21 protein-coding genes are annotated in these 20754 nt (G+C 27.4%); 2 read left to right on the forward strand and 19 right to left on the reverse strand.

Annotation, left to right across the window (positions count from 1 at the left end; genetic code table 11):
• Positions 1–63: 63 nt before the first annotated feature.
• The 12 genes from fsa to ACRCYC_RS11070 form a co-directional block, all read right to left on the reverse strand.
• Entirely contained in the window at positions 64–708 is a 645-nt protein-coding gene (gene fsa / locus ACRCYC_RS11015) for a fructose-6-phosphate aldolase (RefSeq protein ID WP_438619187.1), read from the reverse strand.
• 32 nt (positions 709–740) lie between these two features.
• Complete coding sequence (locus ACRCYC_RS11020) at positions 741–2024, reverse strand: NupC/NupG family nucleoside CNT transporter (protein ID WP_438619188.1); 1284 nt, start codon at positions 2022–2024, stop codon at positions 741–743.
• 125 nt (positions 2025–2149) lie between these two features.
• A complete protein-coding gene (locus ACRCYC_RS11025) occupies positions 2150–2971 on the reverse strand; it encodes a purine-nucleoside phosphorylase (RefSeq protein ID WP_438619189.1) in 822 nt (273 codons plus the stop codon).
• Positions 2972–3030: 59 nt separating this feature from the next.
• A complete protein-coding gene (gene deoC, locus ACRCYC_RS11030; protein ID WP_438619190.1) occupies positions 3031–3696 on the reverse strand; it encodes a deoxyribose-phosphate aldolase in 666 nt (221 codons plus the stop codon).
• A gap of 37 nt (positions 3697–3733) precedes the next feature.
• Positions 3734–5038, reverse strand: a complete 1305-nt coding sequence (locus ACRCYC_RS11035) for a pyrimidine-nucleoside phosphorylase (protein WP_438619191.1) — start codon at positions 5036–5038, stop codon at positions 3734–3736.
• 13 nt (positions 5039–5051) lie between these two features.
• Positions 5052–6122 (reverse strand): BMP family lipoprotein, encoded by a 1071-nt coding sequence (locus tag ACRCYC_RS11040; RefSeq protein WP_438619192.1) that lies wholly within the window; start codon positions 6120–6122, stop codon positions 5052–5054.
• A 180-nt stretch (positions 6123–6302) separates the two neighbouring features.
• Positions 6303–7037 carry a response regulator transcription factor gene (locus tag ACRCYC_RS11045; RefSeq protein ID WP_438619193.1) on the reverse strand — a complete coding sequence of 245 codons (735 nt, stop codon included), beginning with the start codon at positions 7035–7037 and terminating at the stop codon, positions 6303–6305.
• A gap of 10 nt (positions 7038–7047) precedes the next feature.
• Positions 7048–8742, reverse strand: a complete 1695-nt coding sequence (locus ACRCYC_RS11050) for a sensor histidine kinase (RefSeq protein ID WP_438619194.1) — start codon at positions 8740–8742, stop codon at positions 7048–7050.
• A gap of 213 nt (positions 8743–8955) precedes the next feature.
• The gene (locus ACRCYC_RS11055; protein WP_438619195.1) at positions 8956–9684 is read right to left on the reverse strand and encodes a C40 family peptidase; all 729 of its coding nucleotides are present in this window, start codon (positions 9682–9684) and stop codon (positions 8956–8958) included.
• A gap of 178 nt (positions 9685–9862) precedes the next feature.
• Positions 9863–11602: an ABC-F family ATP-binding cassette domain-containing protein gene (locus ACRCYC_RS11060; RefSeq protein ID WP_438619196.1), complete on the reverse strand. Its 1740-nt coding sequence runs from the start codon at positions 11600–11602 to the stop codon at positions 9863–9865.
• A gap of 205 nt (positions 11603–11807) precedes the next feature.
• The gene (locus ACRCYC_RS11065) at positions 11808–12551 is read right to left on the reverse strand and encodes an NAD-dependent protein deacylase (RefSeq protein WP_438619197.1); all 744 of its coding nucleotides are present in this window, start codon (positions 12549–12551) and stop codon (positions 11808–11810) included.
• A 25-nt stretch (positions 12552–12576) separates the two neighbouring features.
• Positions 12577–12789, reverse strand: coding sequence for a PF20097 family protein (locus ACRCYC_RS11070; RefSeq protein ID WP_438619198.1), 213 nt, complete (start codon positions 12787–12789; stop codon positions 12577–12579).
• A 192-nt stretch (positions 12790–12981) separates the two neighbouring features.
• On the opposite strand from ACRCYC_RS11070, the gene ACRCYC_RS11075 reads away from it, so the two are divergent.
• Complete coding sequence (locus ACRCYC_RS11075) at positions 12982–13491, forward strand: AAA family ATPase (RefSeq protein WP_438619199.1); 510 nt, start codon at positions 12982–12984, stop codon at positions 13489–13491.
• Between the two features lie 198 nt (positions 13492–13689).
• Here the strand turns inward: ACRCYC_RS11075 and ACRCYC_RS11080 are convergent, their stop codons facing one another.
• The 7 genes from ACRCYC_RS11080 to ACRCYC_RS11110 all read right to left on the reverse strand — a co-directional run bounded on the left by ACRCYC_RS11080 (position 13690) and on the right by ACRCYC_RS11110 (position 20105).
• A complete protein-coding gene (locus tag ACRCYC_RS11080) occupies positions 13690–14304 on the reverse strand; it encodes a hypothetical protein (RefSeq protein WP_438619200.1) in 615 nt (204 codons plus the stop codon).
• 15 nt (positions 14305–14319) lie between these two features.
• Entirely contained in the window at positions 14320–14829 is a 510-nt protein-coding gene (locus ACRCYC_RS11085) for a GNAT family N-acetyltransferase (RefSeq protein WP_438619201.1), read from the reverse strand.
• A 211-nt stretch (positions 14830–15040) separates the two neighbouring features.
• Positions 15041–16489, reverse strand: a complete 1449-nt coding sequence (locus tag ACRCYC_RS11090) for a DEAD/DEAH box helicase (protein ID WP_438619202.1) — start codon at positions 16487–16489, stop codon at positions 15041–15043.
• 147 nt (positions 16490–16636) lie between these two features.
• Positions 16637–17161 carry a GNAT family N-acetyltransferase gene (locus ACRCYC_RS11095; protein WP_438619203.1) on the reverse strand — a complete coding sequence of 175 codons (525 nt, stop codon included), beginning with the start codon at positions 17159–17161 and terminating at the stop codon, positions 16637–16639.
• A gap of 264 nt (positions 17162–17425) precedes the next feature.
• On the reverse strand, positions 17426–18034 hold the full coding sequence (locus ACRCYC_RS11100) for a histidine phosphatase family protein (RefSeq protein ID WP_438619204.1): 609 nt from the start codon (positions 18032–18034) through the stop codon (positions 17426–17428).
• A 178-nt stretch (positions 18035–18212) separates the two neighbouring features.
• On the reverse strand, positions 18213–19544 hold the full coding sequence (locus tag ACRCYC_RS11105) for a ClC family H(+)/Cl(-) exchange transporter (protein ID WP_438619205.1): 1332 nt from the start codon (positions 19542–19544) through the stop codon (positions 18213–18215).
• Positions 19545–19676: 132 nt separating this feature from the next.
• The gene (locus tag ACRCYC_RS11110) at positions 19677–20105 is read right to left on the reverse strand and encodes a GNAT family N-acetyltransferase (RefSeq protein ID WP_438619206.1); all 429 of its coding nucleotides are present in this window, start codon (positions 20103–20105) and stop codon (positions 19677–19679) included.
• Between the two features lie 167 nt (positions 20106–20272).
• Between ACRCYC_RS11110 and ACRCYC_RS11115 the strand changes: the two genes are divergently transcribed.
• Entirely contained in the window at positions 20273–20674 is a 402-nt protein-coding gene (locus ACRCYC_RS11115) for a hypothetical protein (protein WP_438619207.1), read from the forward strand.
• Positions 20675–20754 lie beyond the last annotated feature (80 nt).

The following is a 20754-nucleotide window of genomic DNA, read 5'->3' on the forward strand; positions in this document are numbered from 1 at the left end:
TTACATAATTTATTATATCATCTTTTTTTAAAAATGTATATATTTTTTTATTTTTTTAATTAATTACTTTGTTTGTTTTTTATAATCACTTAAAAACTTATCTATTCCTATATCTGTTAGTGGATGCTTTGCCATTTGCTCTAACACCTTAAATGGTATAGTAGATATATGAGATCCAGCCATGGCACATTCTGATACATGTATCGGGTTTCTTATACTAGCTGATATTATCTCAGTTTGTATATCGTGAACTTCAAATATAGTAGCTATTTCATTTATAAGTTCAACTCCTCTAAATCCTATATCATCTAATCTCCCCACAAATGGACTTACATAAGTTGCTCCTGATTTTGCTGCAAGTAATGCTTGTTGAGATGAAAATATTAACGTTACATTAGTCTTTATACCTTTTTCATTTAGTACTTTAACCGCTTTTAATCCTTCTATACACATAGGTATTTTTATAACTATATTCTTATGTAATTTAACTAATTCCATAGCTTCTTCAACCATCTTATCAGATTCTAAGCTTATTACCTCTGCACTTATTGGTCCATCAACTATTGAACATATTTCATTTATAACTTCTTGAAGATTTCTTCCTTCCTTAGCTATAAGAGATGGATTTGTAGTTACTCCATCTATAATTCCCCAAGTATTAGCTTCTCTTATTTCATTTATATTTGCTGTATCTATAAATATTTTCATTGTCTTAATCTCCTTTTGGTTATATATTTATTTTATAAAGCTACTATAGCTCCTACTATCAATGCACTTAAAACACTTACGCAAAATCCACCTATCATACCTCTAAATGCAAGTTCTGCTAATTGTCCTCTTTTTTCAGGACAAAATACTGATATTCCTGATATACATATACCCATACTAGATATATTTGCAAATCCTGTTAAAGATATTGCCATCATAAGTCCAGTTCTATAATCTAAATTGTGTAACATTGGTCCTAATTCACCAAAAGCAACAAATTCATTAAGCGCTAATTTACTTCCAAGTAATTGTCCTGCTGTTAATATGTGTTCTTTAGGTATTCCCATAAAGAACCCTATAGGTGCAAATACATAAGATAGTATACCTTCTAATGATAATCCAATCATTGCCAGTCCACCATTTACAAGTGCTACCAAAGCTATTATAGCTATAAGTGATGCCCCTATACCTAGTGCCATATTAAGTCCGTCCGTAGCTCCTTGAGATATAGCTTCCATTATATTACTATTATTACCCTTGTTATCTATAGTTACTTCATCACTAGTTATAGTAGTTGCAGCACATTCAACAGATGCTAAAGTATCAACTTCATCTCCATCTTCTACAATTACAGTGTTTACAGTTGCAACTTCTAGTATTTTTTCTGGTAATATAATCTTTGATATTATTATACTTCCTAAAGGAACTAAAGCTCCTCCTATTAAAAGATATTGCATAGGTATTCCTAATCCTGCATATCCACCTAAAACTGTAGCTGACATACTTCCCATACCAGATATTAAAACTAACATAATTTCACTTTCACTCATTCCACCTAAATACTTACTTACAAGTATAGGTGATTCAGTTTGCCCTAAAAACATATTAGCAACTGCAACAAAACTTTCTACCTTGCTTGTTCCTAGTACTTTTTCTATAGCCCCACCGATAATCTTTACAACAAACCCTATAAGTCCTATATAATAAAGTGCTGCCACTAATGCTGATATAAATATTATATTTCCTAAAACTTGTATACCAAATATCATTCCTGTTGGAGCTCCTGCATCTGCTAGTGGACCAAACATAAATCCTAATCCTTGTGCTCCATATCCTAAAACTTTAGTTACAAAATCTGATATTTTTTCAATACCCATTCTTCCAAGTGGAAACTTTAATAATAAAAATGCTAATACTACCTGAATTCCTAAAGCTTTTAATATCATCTTTTTGTTAACATCTTTTTTATTAGGTGATACTAAATATAATCCACCTAATAGAAGTGCTATCCCCACTATATTTAATATTATTGACATTTTTCTCGCCCTCATTTTTCTATATGATAATTTCTAATGATATGATATTTAGTTAATTAGCTATAATAAGTAATTCTCCCTATAACTAATTAACTAAATTTTAAGTTTATCAAATATGAACTTAATTATATGTTGTGAACTATACTTTTAACTAGATTTAAGAATTGTTGTTTAACTCTTTGAGTAGTTTCAATTACTTCTTCATGATTTAAAGGTTGATTAAGTATCCCTGCTGCCATATTAGTTATGCATGAAATACCTACAACATTTAAATTGCTATGAGATGCAACTATCACCTCTGGAACAGTTGACATACCAACTGCATCCGCACCTAATATTTGAGCCATCTTAACTTCAGCTGGAGTTTCATAAGTAGGTCCTGTAAAGAATGCGTATACCCCTTCTTTTATATCTATATTTAACTGTTTTGCACAATGCTTAGCTAAATCTATATATTTTGGTGTATATGCAGTAGACATATCAGGGAATCTTACTCCTAATCTATCGTCATTTTTGCCTATTAAAGGATTGTTCCCTCCTAAGTTTAGATGATCTTTTATTATCATTAAATCTCCCGGTTTAAAAGATTTATTAGCTCCACCAGCCGCATTAGTTACAAATACAGTTTCTACTCCAAGTGCTTTCATAACCCTTACTGGAAAAGTTGTTTCTTGCATTTGATATCCTTCATAAAAGTGGAATCTACCTTGCATAGCTACAACATCCTTGCCTTCTAGTTGTCCAATTACTAATTGTCCTTTATGACCTTCAACTGTTGATACAGGAAAGTTTGGTATTTCATCATAACTTATCGTTACTGGGTTTTCTATTTCATCTCCTAAAACTCCAAGACCTGAACCTAATATAAGTCCAATAGTAGGCTCTATAGTAGTTTTTGATTTTATGTAATTTGCACTTTCTATTATTTTTTCATATAAATTATTCATGATAATTACCTCTCATTTTATATTATATTTTTTAAAATCGTTTTCCCTAGTTTTAAATTTTAATATCCATTTACTTCTTCATTATTAATAATTTTTATTATTGAGCTTGTTCCAAGTCGTTTTGCACCATTTTCAATAAATATTTTAGCAGTATCAAGATCTTTTATTCCTCCTGCTGCTTTTATTGAAACATCACAACCTATATTTTCTTTAAATAATATTATATCTTCTACTGTAGCTCCATTTGTACTAAATCCAGTTGAAGTTTTTATAAAATCTGCTTTAGCATCAGTTACACACTTACACATTTTTATTTTTTCATCTTCACTTAAAAGACAAGTTTCTATTATTACTTTTAATACTGTATCTTTACAAGCTTTTTTTATAGCTTTTATTTCACTTGTTATATCTTCAAATTTATTTTCTTTTACCATTCCTAGGTTTATAACCATATCAATTTCATCCGCACCATTTTGTATAGCATCTGTTGTTTCAAATACTTTTACATCTGTAGTATTGTATCCATTTGGAAACCCTATAACTGTGCAAACCTTCATATTGTCTCCTACAAACTCTTTAGCTTGTTTCACAAATGATGGAGGTATACAAACTGATGCTACATCATATTTCATTGCATCTTCACATATTAATTTTATATCTTCCCATTTAGCTGTCTGCTTTAATAAAGTATGATCTACCATACTTAAAATTGTTTTATTATCCATAATCAATTCCTCCTTGCCTAATTTTTATGTATTAATATTATTCTATAATTTCATGTATTATAAAACTTTTTACTGGAGCTTTTCCTTGTATGTCATAAGCTGATTGTAATTCTTCTTCTGCTTTTTCAAACTTAGATTCATCACTTAAGTATAATGTAGCTAATATATCGCCTTCTTTTACATAGTCTCCCATTTTCTTTTCAAGTATAATTCCTGCTCCATAATCTAGTGCATCATCTTTAGTATGTCTTCCTGCTCCTGTAAGTAGTGATGCTATTCCTACTTTTTCTGCATTTAAATCATATATATATCCCTCTTTATTAGCTTTTACTTGGTGAGTAAGCGGTGCTATTTCAAATAATTCTGGATTATCTATAACTTTTGGATCTCCACCTTGAAGTACTGCTAGTTCTCTTAATTTTCCTAAAGCTGAATTATCTTTTAATACTTTTTCAAGCATTTCTCTACCTTTTTTAACATCTAATTCTATCTGACCTATTTTAAGCATTTGAGCTCCTAATTGTAAGCATAGTTCTCTTAAATCTTCTGGTCCTTCACCTTTTAATATTTCTATAACTTCTTTTAACTCAAGAGCATTTCCTATTGCATATCCTAATGGTTCTCCATTTAAAGTTATTGCTGCAGATGTTTTTCTTCCTAAACTATTACCTATGTTAACCATGGCAGTTGCTAATTTATTTGCATCTTCTGCTGTTTTCATAAATGCACCTTCACCGTATTTAACATCTAATAATATTGCATCTGAACCTGAAGCTATTTTTTTACTCATTATACTTGCAGCTATTAAAGGTATACTATCAACTGTTGCAGTTACATCTCTTAGTGCATATATTTTTTTATCTGCTGGTACTAAGTTTTGAGTTTGACCTGCTATAACTAGTCCTGCATTTTTAACCATATCTTTAAATTTCTCTTCTTCTACTGATATATTAAATCCTGGTATAGATTCTAATTTATCTAATGTTCCACCAGTATGTCCAAGTCCTCTTCCTGATAATTTTGCAACTTTTCCTCCAGCTGCACAGACCATAGGTACTAATATAAGAGATGTTTTATCTCCAACGCCTCCTGTACTATGTTTGTCTAGTTTTATTCCTTCTATCATACTTAAATCTACTACATCTCCTGAGTTAACCATTGCCATAGTAAGATTTGCTGTTTCTTCTTTAGTAAATCCATTTAAATATATTGCCATCAATAATGCAGAAGCTTGATAATCAGGTATTTCGCCTTTAGTATACTGTTCTATAAAAAATTCTATTTCTTCTTTAGATAATTCTTTCTTATCTCTTTTTTTAGATATTATATCGTATAGTCTCATTTTAACTCTCCCCTTATCTATTAGCTTTATATTGATTTGACTTAACCCATATGTTTAATTCTTCAGGAGTTGTAGGTATTTTTATTTCTTTATTTATTATAGACTTTTTAATTTTTTCAACATTTTCAATTATAGTTGAATCAACTTCTACATTAGAACCCTCTCTCGTATAGTCGATAACGTTTTCTCCAAGTCCAATTTTATGCACTCCTGGTTTCCACGAGTTATTTTTTATAACTTCTATTTCTTTGTAAATTATATCATTAGCATATCTTGTTGCTGTTGATACTATATTATCTGGTGCAAAAGAATTTTGATTGCTATCTACTCCAAATGCATATTTATCTACTTGCTTTGCAGCTAAAAATACACCTAGTCCCGATTGACCTGATAATTGTTGAATATACTCTGCACCTTTGTTATACATTGAAAGTGCAATTTCTTTTGCTTTTGCAGGATCTGAAAAATCATTTACTACAGCTTTCATGACTTTTATATCAGGATTAATATACTTAATGCCAGCTTCAAATCCTATAGCTCCTTCATTTAAGTAAGGTAGGTTTTTTCCTAATATAACACCTACCGCTTTATCATCACTTGATTCTTGTGAAAGTGATAACCCCGCCATTACTCCATTTAAAAAAGTTTGTTGTGCCCAATTTGTACTTATAGAACTTACATTTGGTAAGTCTAATTTTGAATCTATTATTGAGAATTTTTGATTTGAAAATTCTTTAGAAACCTTGCTTACAGCCTCTTCTTGTTCTCCTCCAACAGAGATTATAAGATCGTAATTTTTAGTTTCAGCATACTTTTTAGCCAATTTATAATAATCAAATTTATCCTTAGATTGAGAATAATCAAATTCAACTCCCAACTTTTCTTGTGCTTTTAGTATGCCATCATAGCACAAATCATTAAAAGCTTTATCTCCTAATCCAGCTTCATTAAAAATAATTCCAATCTTTATGATATTATCATTTTTAATTACTATATTGTTCTGGTTGTTTTGTTGTAAATAAGCAACTATCATAATTAATATTAAACTTGTTAATACTATTATTTTCTTATAGTTTAATTTCATATATTAATTATTCCCTTCTGCTTTAATAATATTATATTAAATAAAACGTTTTCATTCCATAAACCCTATTGATATATACTTTAATAATTTTGATATTTTTCAATGTGAAATCTTGCTTATTTAAAAATATATTGATATTTTTTGTAATATATTGACATAAGCAAGATTATATATTTAATTTTATCTATCTTCTTCTGGTGATATTCCTTTATATTTTTTATAACTTTTAGAAAAATAACTTGCATTTGAATAACCTACTTCTATAGCTACTTGAGCTATTTTCATATCTGTAGTTTTTAAAAGTTTTTCCGCTTTTTTCATTCGGTAATTAGTTAAATATGAACTAAAATTTTCTCCAACTTCATCTTTGAATAATCTAGAAAAATATTCATGCGATAAATAAACATAACTTGATATATCCTGTAATGATATATGTTCTTTGTAGTTTTTAGTTATATATTCTATAGCTTTATTTACAGATTTAGAATATTTTTCATTATTATTGTTATCATTAATTTCTTTTATTTCATTATTTTTAGTTATTATTAAATCTTGAATTTTTTCTAAAACTTCTTTTAATTCTTTAGGTCTTATATCTGATTTTATCAAGTATTCATACACTCCACAGCTTATGGCTTCCTTTGCATAGGAAAACTCTGCATAATTGGTTAATAAAACTATATATATATCCGAAAAAATTTTTTTAATTTCTTTTGTAAGCTCAATTCCTCCCATTATAGGCATTTTTATATCACTTATAATAACTTGTGGCTTTAAATTAATTGCCAGTTCATAAGCTTCTTTACCATTTGATGCACTAGCTACTACATTGAAATCTGTAGAAATATTTGAAATAGTGTATGCTATCCAGTCTCTTATAGGTGCTTCATCTTCTACTACTAATATATCTAACATATTATTCCTCCTAATTTGGAAGTATAAAAGTAATCTTAGTCCCCTTACCTTCTATACTTTCTATTTTTAATCCATAGTCTTGTCCATAATTTAATTGTATTCTTTCATGTACATTTATAACTCCTACTCTATTTATACTTGCTTCTTTATTTAATACATGTTCTAACTTATCTTTAGACATTCCTATCCCATTGTCTTTTATAATTATTCGTATGCTATTTTCATTATTATAAGCTTCTACGCTTATTATCCCTTTATTATTTTCTTTTTCCATACTATATAAAATAGCATTTTCTATTATAGGCTGTAGTATAAATGAAGGTACTTTAAAATCATTTATTTCTTTGCTTATCTTGTAACTTATTTCAAAACAATTAGGATATCTCATTTTTTGAAGCTCTACATAGTTTTTTATATTTTCTATCTCTTCTTCTAATGTTATCATTTCACTAGCCTTTGGTAGTAAACTTCTTAGTAACTTAGTAAATCTATAAAGCATTTCCTCTGCTATTTCAGTTTTATTCATAGACACTAAAAACCTTATCCCGCTTAACGTGTTATATAAAAAATGTGGATTTATTTGAGCTTGTAAGAAACTTAATTCTGCTACACGCTTTTGTTTTTCATATTTTTTTATATCTTCAATTGAAGAGTCTAGCCTATTTACCATAGTATTAAAAGATTTTTGAAGTTGTCCTATTTCATCATCTCTATCCACCTCTACCTTAGCTTTTAAATTTCCATTCATAACTTCATCCATTTTATTTTTAATATTTAGAATTGGTTTTGTTATCCAAAATGATATTTTATAGGTAATTATTAAAGCCGGAATACTTATTAATGCTATTATATAGAATGTCCTTTGAGCTATTTTATTAGATACTTCTGACATTATGTTAGAAGGTATTTCTTGAATTATATTCCATCCATATTCATCTATATCAGATGTTATTTCTATGTTATTTTTACTATGTGAGTTTATGTTGTTTGAATTTTTATTAGTTTTATAATTGGTTCCTATTAATCTCTTGTCCTTACTTGATATTATATTTCCTGAAGAATCTACTATATAAATTGATGTTCCACTTTCTAAAAGATCTGCATATCTATCATAGAGCATGGTTTCACTTATATCTATTATTAATATCCCTAAAGTTTCATTAGTTATTAAATCTTTTATAACTTTACCCATTTTTAGTATATTTTTATATGGTCCTATCCCATCTTCATCTCTATATGTGTTTATAAGAACTGTTTTTCCATCAGCTTTTATTATCTTTTCATACCAACTTTCATTTTTTATACTATTTAAGTCATATTTATTTTTAGAGTAAGTTCCATAACTTAAACCGTTTTCTCCTACTATGTATAGTTCTGGTTTCATATTAAATTTACCATACTTAAAAACCTGATCCATAAGTAAGTTTTCTACGTAATCATAGTTTTCTTTTGATTTATTTTCATTTGTATAAACATTGGCCTTGGAAGTAGATAGTATATCTATCAATTTGCTATCTACCACAATATTATTGCCTATGCTTTCTACATTGGAAAGTAATATTGAAACGTTATTTGAAACTTCTTCTAATACTTGGCTTCTCATAACTTTTATTTCTTCTTGAACAATTTTATTGCTATCATTTATAACCCAAGCACTAATAATTCCTGTTATAAAAACTATTAAAACAAATATTAATAAGAACAATTTAAATGTAATACTATTTGTTTTTATGGCAATCACCCTTTCTTGCTTAGATTTCCAACTAATAATTTTATCTTATGTAGGTTTTTAAATCAATATATTTGTAGTAAAAAACATAGAGTATATAAAAAATAAGCATAGTATTATCTTTGCTATAAAGACTTTTATGCTTATTTTTTATATACAAATTCTATTTATTTTTTATAAAAAATTTAACTATGGTCTTCTAGCTCCCTTATAATGAGTACTATAATACCCCGTTAGCTTAGATTTTTTAATTCCATCATTTTCATTTGCTGCATGTACAAATTCATTGTTACCTACATACATTCCAACATGACTTACTCTTCCTTTTCCCATAGTATCAAAGAATACTAAATCTCCTACCTGTAAATTTTGTTTATCTACTGATTGCCCAAATTTGCTTTGTTCATATGATGTTCTTGGTATATTTTTTCCTAGAGCATTTTTGTAAACATATTGAACTAATCCAGAACAGTCAAATGTTTCAGGTCCAGTGGCTCCCCATACATATTCATTACCTACTTTACTTTCTATTAATTTAACTGCATCATCCATTTTATCTGTTGGGCTTATATTCCCAACTGTAATTTCTTTAATGTTATTTTCAGATGTATTTATTTTGTTTTTATTGGCATCTATATTGTTTACACTTACTTTTTCATCAGTTTCACTTGTACTTATTTTATTGTTATTTATAGAGCTTAATAATGTATTTAATGTATCTAATCCACTTTGGTTGCTATGATGACAATTGCAATTACATGTTTGTCCAGAGCTACCTAAGCTTCCTAGTCCTCCTAATGTATTTTCTAGTATTAAATCAAATATATCTGTTTGACTATTTGAGTAATCTTTATTATTTGAATTTGCTTGATTCATCGCATTTAAAAGTTTAATTGTAACTAATTGATTAACATCCATATTAAATCTCCCTTAATCCGTCTTTATCTATATTGAAAAGTTTTTAAATAAAAAAAACCGTATATGTTAAATAATACGGTTAGTTTTTAAATATATTTAGTGTTTTTTTATCATTAATTTTTTCATGTAATTAGTTGATTATACTTTAAATTGAAATAAATTATAATCATTTCAACTCTTAAAGTAACTTAATCAACTCTTCTAATTCTTCAGATAAGGTTTTTGCAAGTTCAAAATCAGTATCTATTAAAGCTGATGCTATTTTCATCTCAACTGATTTTTTCTTTTCTTCAATTTCTAGATAGTCTTTATCAAAATAACTAGCATAAATCATTTTTCTAAACTTTCTCATGCTAACTTTTCTAATTGTTTTATTTTCAATCATCAACACATAATCCATACAGTTAATTATAAAATGGTAATCATGAGAAACCATTAAAATTGCACCATTATAATTTTCTATAGCCTTTTCAAGTGCTATTTGTGAATATGTGTCTAAATGACTTGTGGGTTCATCAAGAAGCAACATATTTGCTTTACTAGCTGAAACTTTAGCAAGTTGAAGTATATTCTTTTCTCCACCAGATAAAGAACTTATCTTTTGTTCAATAATATCTTCCCCAAAACCATATCTTGAAATATATGATCTAATTTCTCTATAATTTTTAAATCCTGCATCAAAAAACTCTTCAAGTATTGTATTAGACTCATTTAATATTTCTCCTTGAATCTGAGATAAATAAGCCACTTCAATATCATTGTTTATTTCAATAGAATCATTATTATTTTTAAATATTGATCTTAGTAAAGTAGTTTTTCCGATACCATTTGTACCAATGATAGCTACTTTATCATTAGATTTAATCTCAAAATTCACATTTTCCAAAAGTACTTCATCAAAAGCAACACTATAATCTTTAACTTTTAAAGCAATACCTTCTTCAATTTCATTATCAGTAACTAGCTTTATATTAGGTTGTTTAATATCTACAAATGGAGCTTTAATTCTACGCGCTTCTAATCTTTCTTGAATTTTAACCCTTGCTTTTAATGCTCTACCATTAGAAGCTTCTGCATTATAAGTTGCTCTCTCTCTTAATCTCTCTATTCGCTTCTCATTTTTCTCTATTTCTTCATCATCAGCAATAGATAGTTCTTGTAACTCAATTTTAGTTTGAAGCAATGATAAGTTATAATCAATATATCTTCCATCAAATTCTTGAATCTCCGTGTTTTCAAGATGAACAATTTTGTTAAAACAATGATTAAGTAAATATCTGTTGTGAGTAATAACTAATATTGTTTTCTTGTGAGAGTTAATTAGATTTTTAAGAGCATTTAAGTTTTCAAAATCTAAAAATACATCTGGTTCATCCATAATCATTAAGTCTGGATTATTAAGCATTTCCTTAATAACTTGTATAAGCTTGAATTCCCCACCGCTAAGTTCAGATATCATTTTATCTTTATGTTTCCCTAGGTCTGCAAGATTTAATTTCCTATTAATATTACTTTCGAAATCATCACCATCAATTGCATCAAGTGCATCTAAAGCTTGTTGGTACTTTTCTAGTAAAGTATCAATATCTGAAGATGTTTCCATCTCGCTACAAATAGATGCTATTTCATTTTGTAGCTTAATAAATTGTTCAGCTATATATTCGAAAACTGTAGTTTCTTTTGTTTTATCTAATTGTGAAAATTGGCTTACATACCCAATTTTGCAATTTGGATCCATTTCTAATTTACCATCAAACATATATCTTTCTGGATCCATAATTATATCTATTAGTGTACTTTTTCCGCTACCACTTGCTCCTATAAAAGCACAATGTTGACCATCTTCTAATGTAAATGAAATATTATTATATAGATCTTTTTGCGGAAACGAGTAAGACAAGTTGTCAATTTTTATCATATATTTACCTCTCTTTATCATCTAAAAAGAGCTTATAAAAATAAGCTCTTCAATACATAATCTTACAATCGCAATTTTGCAATTGATTATATATAGTAACGACATTTTTTTTGGATTTACTTTTGATAGCATACCATTTTTCCTGACTAATTTCAATCATTTTTATGATAAACTAAGCATTACACGCTGTCGTGAAACACGATACCTACTTATTATCTATTATGGCTTCCTTAAGTACTTCTCCTATTGATTCGTTTATTACTAAAGTATTATCTTTGTTAATATTTATATCATCTCTGTTTATTACAACAATATTTTTACCTTTAAAGTAATTTATAAATCCAGCCGCAGGATAAACAACTAGTGATGTACCACCAATTATTAATAAATCTGCACTACTTATAGCTTCTACTGCTTTATTAATAACTTCATTGTCTAAGGCTTCTTCGTATAAAACTACATCAGGTTTTACAATAGATCCGCATTCTTCACAATAAGGTATAGTTCCTTCTAAGTTAAGCATAGAATCTAAATCGTAAAATTTACCACAGTTTTCGCAATAGTTTCTGTGGACTGATCCATGTAATTCAAAAACATTTTTGCTTCCTGCCATTTGATGAAGTCCATCTATATTTTGAGTAATTATAGCTTTTAATTTGCCTATTTTTTCAAGTTCTGCAAGTGCTATGTGTGCATTGTTAGGTTTTGCGTTTTTGTATATTAGCTTGTCTTTATAAAAACTAAAGAATTCCTCTGGGTGTATTACATAAAAGGAATGCGATACTAGTTGTTCTGGTGTAAATTTTTTATTTAGTTTTTCATTGAATAGTCCATTAGAGCTTCTAAAGTCTGGTATTCCTGATTCTGTTGAAGTTCCTGCTCCACCAAAGAAAACAATATTGTTACTTTCTTTAATTATTTCAACTAATTTTTCTATTTTGCAATTCATATCATCATCTCCAAAATTATTATTTCTACATACCTGGCAAATCTATAGTTATCTTATTACATTCTTTACAATAATAACCTTCTACCTTTGAATCACACCAGTCTAGTATTGTAATTCCTTTAACAAAACAAGATAAAATTAGACCCCTGTCTTTATCCTTTGGAATCCACTTGATTGAATCTCTTCCTCCACGCATAATCCCTAATACCATATCATTATCACAGTATGGACATTTCATCGCTCTAGCCTCCAATATATGTAATATATAATAATTATACCATATGTAGTATCGTCAACTTTATATGTATAACTCATTTAATTGGTACTTTTAGTAAATATATTCCTAATTATTGGGTAATTGGAAAATAATTGAATGTTATATATAATATAATCAAAGTTCAAAATTATATAAGTTAAAAAGGGGTAAATGATGAATAAAAAATTAATTATAATAAATGGGGTAATGGGTGTAGGAAAGACTACTATAAGCAAAATGCTTTATAAAGAGCTTGAAAATTCATTTTGGTTAGATGGTGATAATTGTTGGATGATGAATCCATTCGTAGTAGATGATGAGAACAAAAATATGGTTTTAGATAATATTTCCCATACTCTTAATAACTTTATAAAAAATTCAAATACTAAACATATTGTATTTAATTGGGTAATACATACAGACGAAATAATGAATGAAATTTTAAGAAAGTTAAATCTTTGTAATGTAGATATCTATAAAATTACGTTAACTTGTTCAAAAGAAACATTAATATCAAGGATAGAAAAAGATATTAAGAATGGATTAAGAAATGAACACAATATAAATAGAAGTTTAGAAAAACTATTATTGTATGATAAAATGGACACAATAAAAATTGATACAACTAATAAGGATTTTCCAATTATTTTAAAAGAAATTAAAGATATTATATACAATAGCTAAAAAATTATGTTGTAAAATATTATTATATTACGAAATTATCTATATAAAATTTTAAAAATAACTGTATCTTATATGAAATTTTCCAATTCATAAGATACAGTTATTTTTTTATATACGATTTAAATAAAGTAAACTACTATAGTCTACTTTCAAGAAATTTTCCAGTTATATTATTAATAGTTATACATAATCACTATCCTAGATTAAATTGCTAAGTTTATTTATCCACCAAGATTTACTTAAGTTAAAGTATCCATATGAAGTTATAACTATGTATTCATCATTAACATCTAATACACTAGGTATCCCTGTATATACTATATCTAAGTGTAATTTAAAAGGTTTTGCTTTTCTATTTACTTTGTATTCTAATTCGCTAACATATTCAGAAATCTCATTATTTCCTATAAACTCATAAAAAGACATTGCCGTGCTCCCACCTGCTTGCATATTCCACCACTCATTAAAATAAGGATATGCTTTTTTACAACATTCTCTTAATTCGGTGTACTCAAGTTGTGAAAAGTTACTTGTATCGTACTTTTCATTAACAATAGTGCATATTGTACATGAGTCAATATTGTTATATCTTTCATCTATAACTTCATTAAGCCATAATCCCCATTGTGATTTAAGCTTATCGCTATCTATAGAATCTATATTAGAATTAAATAAGTTATTTGGCCATGGTTTATTATGTTCATCAAAATTTTCATCATCAATTAAGTTGAACATGCATCCTGTAAATATAATAAAGTTCAATAACTCATTTATGTATGTTTTGATTACCCAAGATTTATCATTTGATATCATTTTTGTTTTGCCGCCTTATTTAATTTTTAATTTCCACCAAAAGCACTCGTCATCTTCTTTATAAATTTCCATGCCAATTTTTTTTAGTAACCCTTGAGATATACTATTAGATTTTAAAGTATCTGCAATAACAACTTCTATATCTGAATTTAAAGATATCCATTTTATTAGGTCTATAACAGCCTCACTCATATATCCATACCCTCTATACGGTTGTTGCGTGTAATATCCAATAGTAACTGACTTATTTTTATTAGGGTAACCCTTTAGCATTATATGCCCTATAATCCTATTTTTAGATTTTAATATAACTATCCATGTTGTATACCATATATAATTTTCCTCATTATGTTCTACATCAGCTAACCTTATTTTAAATACCTCTTTTTCTCTTTGCCCAATATTTTCATCTGTACATGTTAATCCTAATAAATTTTCCATTTTATTAAAATCAGTTATTGAAAGTTTTAAGCTTTGCTTATCCAGCGCAATGATTTTTAATCTCTCTGTATTAACTGTTATCATCTGAAAGATTCCCTCCTTTATATCTATATTAGCAGACTTCAAATAGTGAAATACAATTTTTTATAACATTAATAATCATTTAATTGTTTTTTTAATCTTAAGGACTTAAATAAATCAAAATTAGAGTGTATTTATACAATTTAATTATTTAAATAAAAAAAGTCCGCTTGAAATTTTTTCAAGAGAACTTTTTTATTACTATAAAATTTAATTAAAAATTATCTACTTTACTTACTTTACGTGGTCTACCTTTTATAGTCTTATTTTGTAATTCCTTAAATACCAACTCACCTTTATTGTTTAAAACTTCAACATAAGTTGATATATCAAGTATACTAATAACACCTATATCTTCTTTATTAACGCCTTCTATACTACAAATAGTTCCAACTATATCTACAGCTCTCATTTTAGTTCTTTTTCCTGCATTTATATGAATTTTCATAATTTCTTGATTAAGTTTAGAACCTTTATCTTCTTTAACTTGTTGTCTAGTTTTTAACTTAGCTTCAAAATCTTCTTTTAAATTATCTACTTCACTTTTTCTTGGAGCTACTTTTATAGTTATATCTTTACCTGTATAACTTTGTATATCTCTCATAAGTCTCTCATCTTTTCTAGTTACAAAAGTAATGGCTCTTCCACTCTTTCCACCACGACCTGTTCTACCTATTCTATGAACATAATTTTCTTTTCCTTTTGGCACATCGTAGTTAATTACATGAGTTATATTATCTATATCTATACCTCTAGCTGCTACATCTGTAGCTATTAAATATCTAAAGTATCCTTTTTTAAATCTAGACATTACCTTTAGTCTATCATCTTGCTCCATACCTCCATGTATCTTATCACAAGGATATTTAGCTTTTGATAGTTCACGATATAGTGAATCTACATTATCTTGAGTATTACTAAATATAACACAGCTATCTGGATTTTCTATTACTGTTACATCTTTTAGTAAGTTCAGTTTTTTACTTTCTTCTACTCTGTATGCATCTTGATCTATTTTATCTACTGTTAAAGTCTTAGCTTCTATTTCTATCTTAGTAGGTTCATTCATATATCTTTTAGATAGTTTTTCTATATCATTAGGCATTGTAGCTGAAAATAACATAGTAACACGATTTCTAGGTAATCTACTTATAATTTCTTCTATTTGATCTATAAATCCCATGTTAAGCATTTCATCTGCTTCATCTATTACAAGATATTTTATATTATCTATATCAAAAGTTTTTCTTTCTATATGATCTATAACTCTTCCTGGTGTTCCTACTACAACATGTGTTTTTTGTTGTAATTCTTTTGCTTGATGATAAAAAGGTGATCTTCCATAAAGTGCAGGCACTTTAATTCTTTTAAATCTTCCTATATTAAATACATCTTCTTTAACTTGAATTGCAAGTTCTCTAGTAGGTGTAAGTATTAAAGCTTGAGCTTTATTTTCCTCCCAGTCAACTAATTCACATACAGGTATTGCAAAAGATGCAGTCTTCCCACTACCCGTTTGTGATTTTACAAGTATATCTTTTTTTTCTAGAGCCACTGGTATAACTTGTTGTTGCACATTTGTTGGGCTTTTATAATTTAATATATCAATTGATTTTAATATTTCTTTACTTAGGTTGTAATCGTTAAAATTAGGTTTTGTCATTGAATCTCTCTTTCTCTTGTTATTATAGTATTCTTTATTATACCATAATATTTGATTATTATTTCGAATTATTATTTTTATAGTGTCCTTAATGAAAAAATATATAAAACTATTCATTGATTCTTTTATCTAAATTCACATAACATTTTATAATTTTATCCAATAGCGTTTTTTAGTAGTTTCCCCAACTTCTACCTCATTTTCAAATACTCCGTTATTTGCAAGTATTACTTTTTCACTACCTAAATTATCATTATCACAAGTTATAAGTACCTTATCTAGCCCATATTCTTTACAATTAATAATAATTTGTCTAAGCATTTCTGTTGCATATCCTTTTTTTCTTTCACATGAACGAACAGAATACCCTATATTACCTCCCCATACACTTAATATAGGATGGTTATCAATATGATGTCTAAAATCAATCACCCCAACAATTTTATTATCTGTTAATCTTACTGCTATATATACATTAGAAGTTACCATATCTGATGGACAAGTTCTTTCACTTTCAATCAAATTAATTCTATCAATCCATTCTTTCGCAGTAGAACACCATCTCAAATTTCCACACCCTGCTAAATCTTCTCCTGATTCTAAAAACTCTCGTCTGTATTCCATTATATCATCAGCATATTCTAAATTTGGCTTTATTAATTTTATTTCCATTTTATAAAAACCTCCTTAAATTTTAATTTATATATTACTTAAATAAAGATAATTATTAAGTTAATTATATCAGAATTTATTCTTTATAAATTTTTTATAAAACATATATAATAGTCAATAAAGTTTATTCCATTTAGCAATGCATATTTTATTGACTCTCTAAAAAGATTTGAGTTTTCATCACTAAAATCTCCAATAAAAGTACCCAATCCTAATTTTGAATAAATATATCTGTAAATAGTTTAATACATTCTGTTAACTTATTTATATTTTAACATGTGATGCATCCGCTTCTAATATAAACTTATACTTCTCTTCCTTATACTCTAATATCGTTACACATGTATTTTTTATATATGGAGGGTTCCAAAAATCCTTTAACTCATAACCCTTAATAATTGCATATATAGCTTTTATAACTATCGCATGTGTAATTAATAATATACTTTCACCCTTATTTTGATTTTTAATATCATTTAAAGTAATTTTAATTCTTTTTATAAGTTCGTCAAAAGTTTCTCCACCTATTGATGTATATAGATGAGGTTCATTCCAAAATTTATAATGCTGATCTGCATAATCTTTTAGAACATCATCATTATGCATGCCTTCCCAGATACCAAAATTCATTTCTTTTAAGTTTTCATGTATTCCTATAGATATGTCTCTATCTCCTTTTATAAGTACTGCTGTATCATATGCTCTTGTTAGTGGACTAGTATATATATAATCTATTTTAATATCTTTTAAACTATTTCCCAGATTCAAGGCTTCTTTCTTCCCTTGTTCTGTTAAGTCTGAATTTTTACTTCCTTGCATTTTCCCTTCTACGTTCCATTCGGTTTGTCCATGCCTTGTTATATATATTTTCAAAAAATTATACCTCCTAACGTGTGTATACTTTAATTTATCTAAACTTATTTCAACTTTACTTTCTAATTTCCTTTATTCAATTTTCCAAACTTATTAATTTATTGATCATCTCTAAAATAAAAGTAATCTATATATATTCTCCAAAGTATTTTTATAGTAATAAAAAACCACATCATTTTTATGATGCGGCTTCTATCTTTTTCTCTGCTTTTATTTTATTTTCTAATAATGAATCATAAATAGGTGGACATTTTAGTAAATTAGCTACTAAATATGCAACCCCACAAACTACAATTATAGGTCCTAACTGAGTAAGTGATCCACTCATTTCAAAAACTAATATAAATCCTGTAATAGGAGCCCTTACAACTGCTGAAAACATCCCTGCCATAGCTAATAATACAAAATTATTTACAAATGCTGGATCTACTCCTCCTATAAAAATTGTACCTTTGGCAAAAATCATACCTACTAATCCTCCTAATGTTAAAACAGGAAATAATATCCCCCCTGGAGTCCCTGGTGCAAAACTTATAAGTGAAAATATATACTTGCCAACTAAAAGTATAATTGCAAGTTTAAAAGTAATTCCACTAGCAAAAATATTATTCATGAGTTTATCTCCACCGCCTAATACTTGTGGTAAGAACATTCCAAATACAATAGCACACATAAAAGGAATTATCATTTTATATCTTAGTTTAAGCCCTATATTTGAGTAAATATCAATTGTTTTAAGCAATCCTTTATTATATATAACACCACATATTCCAATAATTATTCCAAGCACTATTAATAATAAATAATACTTTGGTGGCATATCTAAAACTTTACTCATAGCTAAAGTGTGTGATTCTCCAAAAAATATCCAAGTCACTAAATCAGCACTAACGCACGCTGCAATTGATGTGACAAGTAATATAGAAGAAAACTCTTTATGTACCTCTTCTAAAACAAACATAACTCCTGCAAATGGAGCATTAAATGCTGCTGCTAACCCAGCCCCAGCTCCGCTAGAATATAAAATCATTTGTTCCTTTTTTTCTAACTTTAACTTTCTAGATATTCCATGCGCAAAACTAGCTCCTAATTGAATAGACGGTCCTTCTATTCCTAACGATAGACCAGCTCCCATAGCCAAAACTCCATTTATAAATTTACTTACTAAAATCTTAAAAGAATGTAGTATTTTTAACTTACCTTTTAAACACCCTTCAATTTGTGGAATACCACTACCTGATATCATAGGATTTTTTTCAACTGAATACCCAACAATATATCCAATAATAGCAAACACTAGTATTCCTAAAATTATATATTCATAGTTATTTGACATAAATCTATAAATATTTAAACTTAATTGCCCTGCATAGTTTGAACACAATCTATACATAGAGACTATAAACCCTGAAACTATTCCCACTAGAATACTTTCAAAAACAATTTTAATTTTAAAATCATTGGAACAATCATCATATTTTTCTATGTTATTATTGTCTAATTTATTCATCTTATCACCTCTAACATAATGTTACCCAATTTTAAATTCCGCTAACTTTTTTGCATGAAAATAAAGAGAAAAATTATTTTCTCTTTATTTTCATAACTATTTATACTTAATATCTATTAATATTTAATTATATTACGGTAAAAAATATGCTTCATCTTTATCTAAGTTTACTCTTATCATGTATGAACAATGTTCGTTAGCTATTTTAAAACCTAAGTTAGTATAAAAGTTTTCCTTATCAGGAGTTGCTAGATAAACAGTTCTAACCTTCATAGTACTATCATCTAATAATTTTTCAACAACCAATTTACCTATCCCTTGAGTTCTATAATTAGGCTGAACTAATACATCTACAATAGTCGCCCATCTAACTTCATCACTTAATCCTCTAGCTGCACCTACTAATTCATCGTCTTTCCACGCTGTTATTACACATGCTGAATTTTTTATTATTTTTTCCCAATCTGTTAAATCTCTAGTAACTTTCCATGTAGCATAATTACAATAAAAATCTCTAATTGTATGAACATCCATAATTTTTGATTTTGAAAATTTAATCATTCTTATTCCTTTCTAAGCTTATATTTTAAATAATAATAATTACTACTAAAAAATATGTAATTAAAATTTTTAAACAGTAATTAAATTATTGATTTTTGATCTTACTTAAAAGATAATTACATGTATAGGGTACTTTTCTATATATAAAAATAGGGAGATGATTATATTTGAATAAACATTTAGATATCGTAACGTCACTTACAATTAATCTAATGTTATTTGTAACTTGGGTAGTAAAAATAATATTCACAGCAGATACACCTATTTTATTTAAAGATAGGGAGATATTAGGAATAGTCATAGCTTTATCCGTACTTACGCTGATATATATAGTTTATATAATTAAAACAAACTATGTAATTTTTAATTTGATTCAAATTTCACTTATTCTAATATTATGGAAGGTTTGTTTTAATTTATCACGAACTTATAACTATCATGAAGGTGATACATTTGTAAATAAATTAGGTTTTTCATTAACTTTACTTATATCTGTATTGCTAATTATAAAAGCTATATTCAAATCACTTAAATTCTGTAAAAATAAGTTAAACAATCAACAGATTTAATATAAATAACCTATAAAATTTATCCTATAGAGTGTCAATTAAAAAATATCATTCTATAGGATTTTTTATGTAAATATTAA

The sequence above is a fragment of the Paraclostridium sp. genome, from assembly GCF_051657365.1.
Lineage (GTDB): Bacteria > Bacillota > Clostridia > Peptostreptococcales > Peptostreptococcaceae > Paraclostridium.

Coding starts and splice junctions, on each gene's coding strand:
- fsa (WP_438619187.1), bottom strand. CDS start 708: ATGAAAATATTTATAGATACAGCAAATATAAATGAAATAAGAGAAGCT.
- ACRCYC_RS11020 (WP_438619188.1), bottom strand. CDS start 2,024: ATGTCAATAATATTAAATATAGTGGGGATAGCACTTCTATTAGGTGGA.
- ACRCYC_RS11025 (WP_438619189.1), bottom strand. CDS start 2,971: ATGAATAATTTATATGAAAAAATAATAGAAAGTGCAAATTACATAAAA.
- deoC (WP_438619190.1), bottom strand. CDS start 3,696: ATGGATAATAAAACAATTTTAAGTATGGTAGATCATACTTTATTAAAG.
- ACRCYC_RS11035 (WP_438619191.1), bottom strand. CDS start 5,038: ATGAGACTATACGATATAATATCTAAAAAAAGAGATAAGAAAGAATTA.
- ACRCYC_RS11040 (WP_438619192.1), bottom strand. CDS start 6,122: ATGAAATTAAACTATAAGAAAATAATAGTATTAACAAGTTTAATATTA.
- ACRCYC_RS11045 (WP_438619193.1), bottom strand. CDS start 7,037: ATGTTAGATATATTAGTAGTAGAAGATGAAGCACCTATAAGAGACTGG.
- ACRCYC_RS11055 (WP_438619195.1), bottom strand. CDS start 9,684: ATGGATGTTAATCAATTAGTTACAATTAAACTTTTAAATGCGATGAAT.
- ACRCYC_RS11060 (WP_438619196.1), bottom strand. CDS start 11,602: ATGATAAAAATTGACAACTTGTCTTACTCGTTTCCGCAAAAAGATCTA.
- ACRCYC_RS11065 (WP_438619197.1), bottom strand. CDS start 12,551: ATGAATTGCAAAATAGAAAAATTAGTTGAAATAATTAAAGAAAGTAAC.
- ACRCYC_RS11070 (WP_438619198.1), bottom strand. CDS start 12,789: ATGAAATGTCCATACTGTGATAATGATATGGTATTAGGGATTATGCGT.
- ACRCYC_RS11075 (WP_438619199.1), top strand. CDS start 12,982: ATGAATAAAAAATTAATTATAATAAATGGGGTAATGGGTGTAGGAAAG.
- ACRCYC_RS11080 (WP_438619200.1), bottom strand. CDS start 14,304: ATGATATCAAATGATAAATCTTGGGTAATCAAAACATACATAAATGAG.
- ACRCYC_RS11085 (WP_438619201.1), bottom strand. CDS start 14,829: ATGATAACAGTTAATACAGAGAGATTAAAAATCATTGCGCTGGATAAG.
- ACRCYC_RS11090 (WP_438619202.1), bottom strand. CDS start 16,489: ATGACAAAACCTAATTTTAACGATTACAACCTAAGTAAAGAAATATTA.
- ACRCYC_RS11095 (WP_438619203.1), bottom strand. CDS start 17,161: ATGGAAATAAAATTAATAAAGCCAAATTTAGAATATGCTGATGATATA.
- ACRCYC_RS11105 (WP_438619205.1), bottom strand. CDS start 19,544: ATGAATAAATTAGACAATAATAACATAGAAAAATATGATGATTGTTCC.
- ACRCYC_RS11110 (WP_438619206.1), bottom strand. CDS start 20,105: ATGATTAAATTTTCAAAATCAAAAATTATGGATGTTCATACAATTAGA.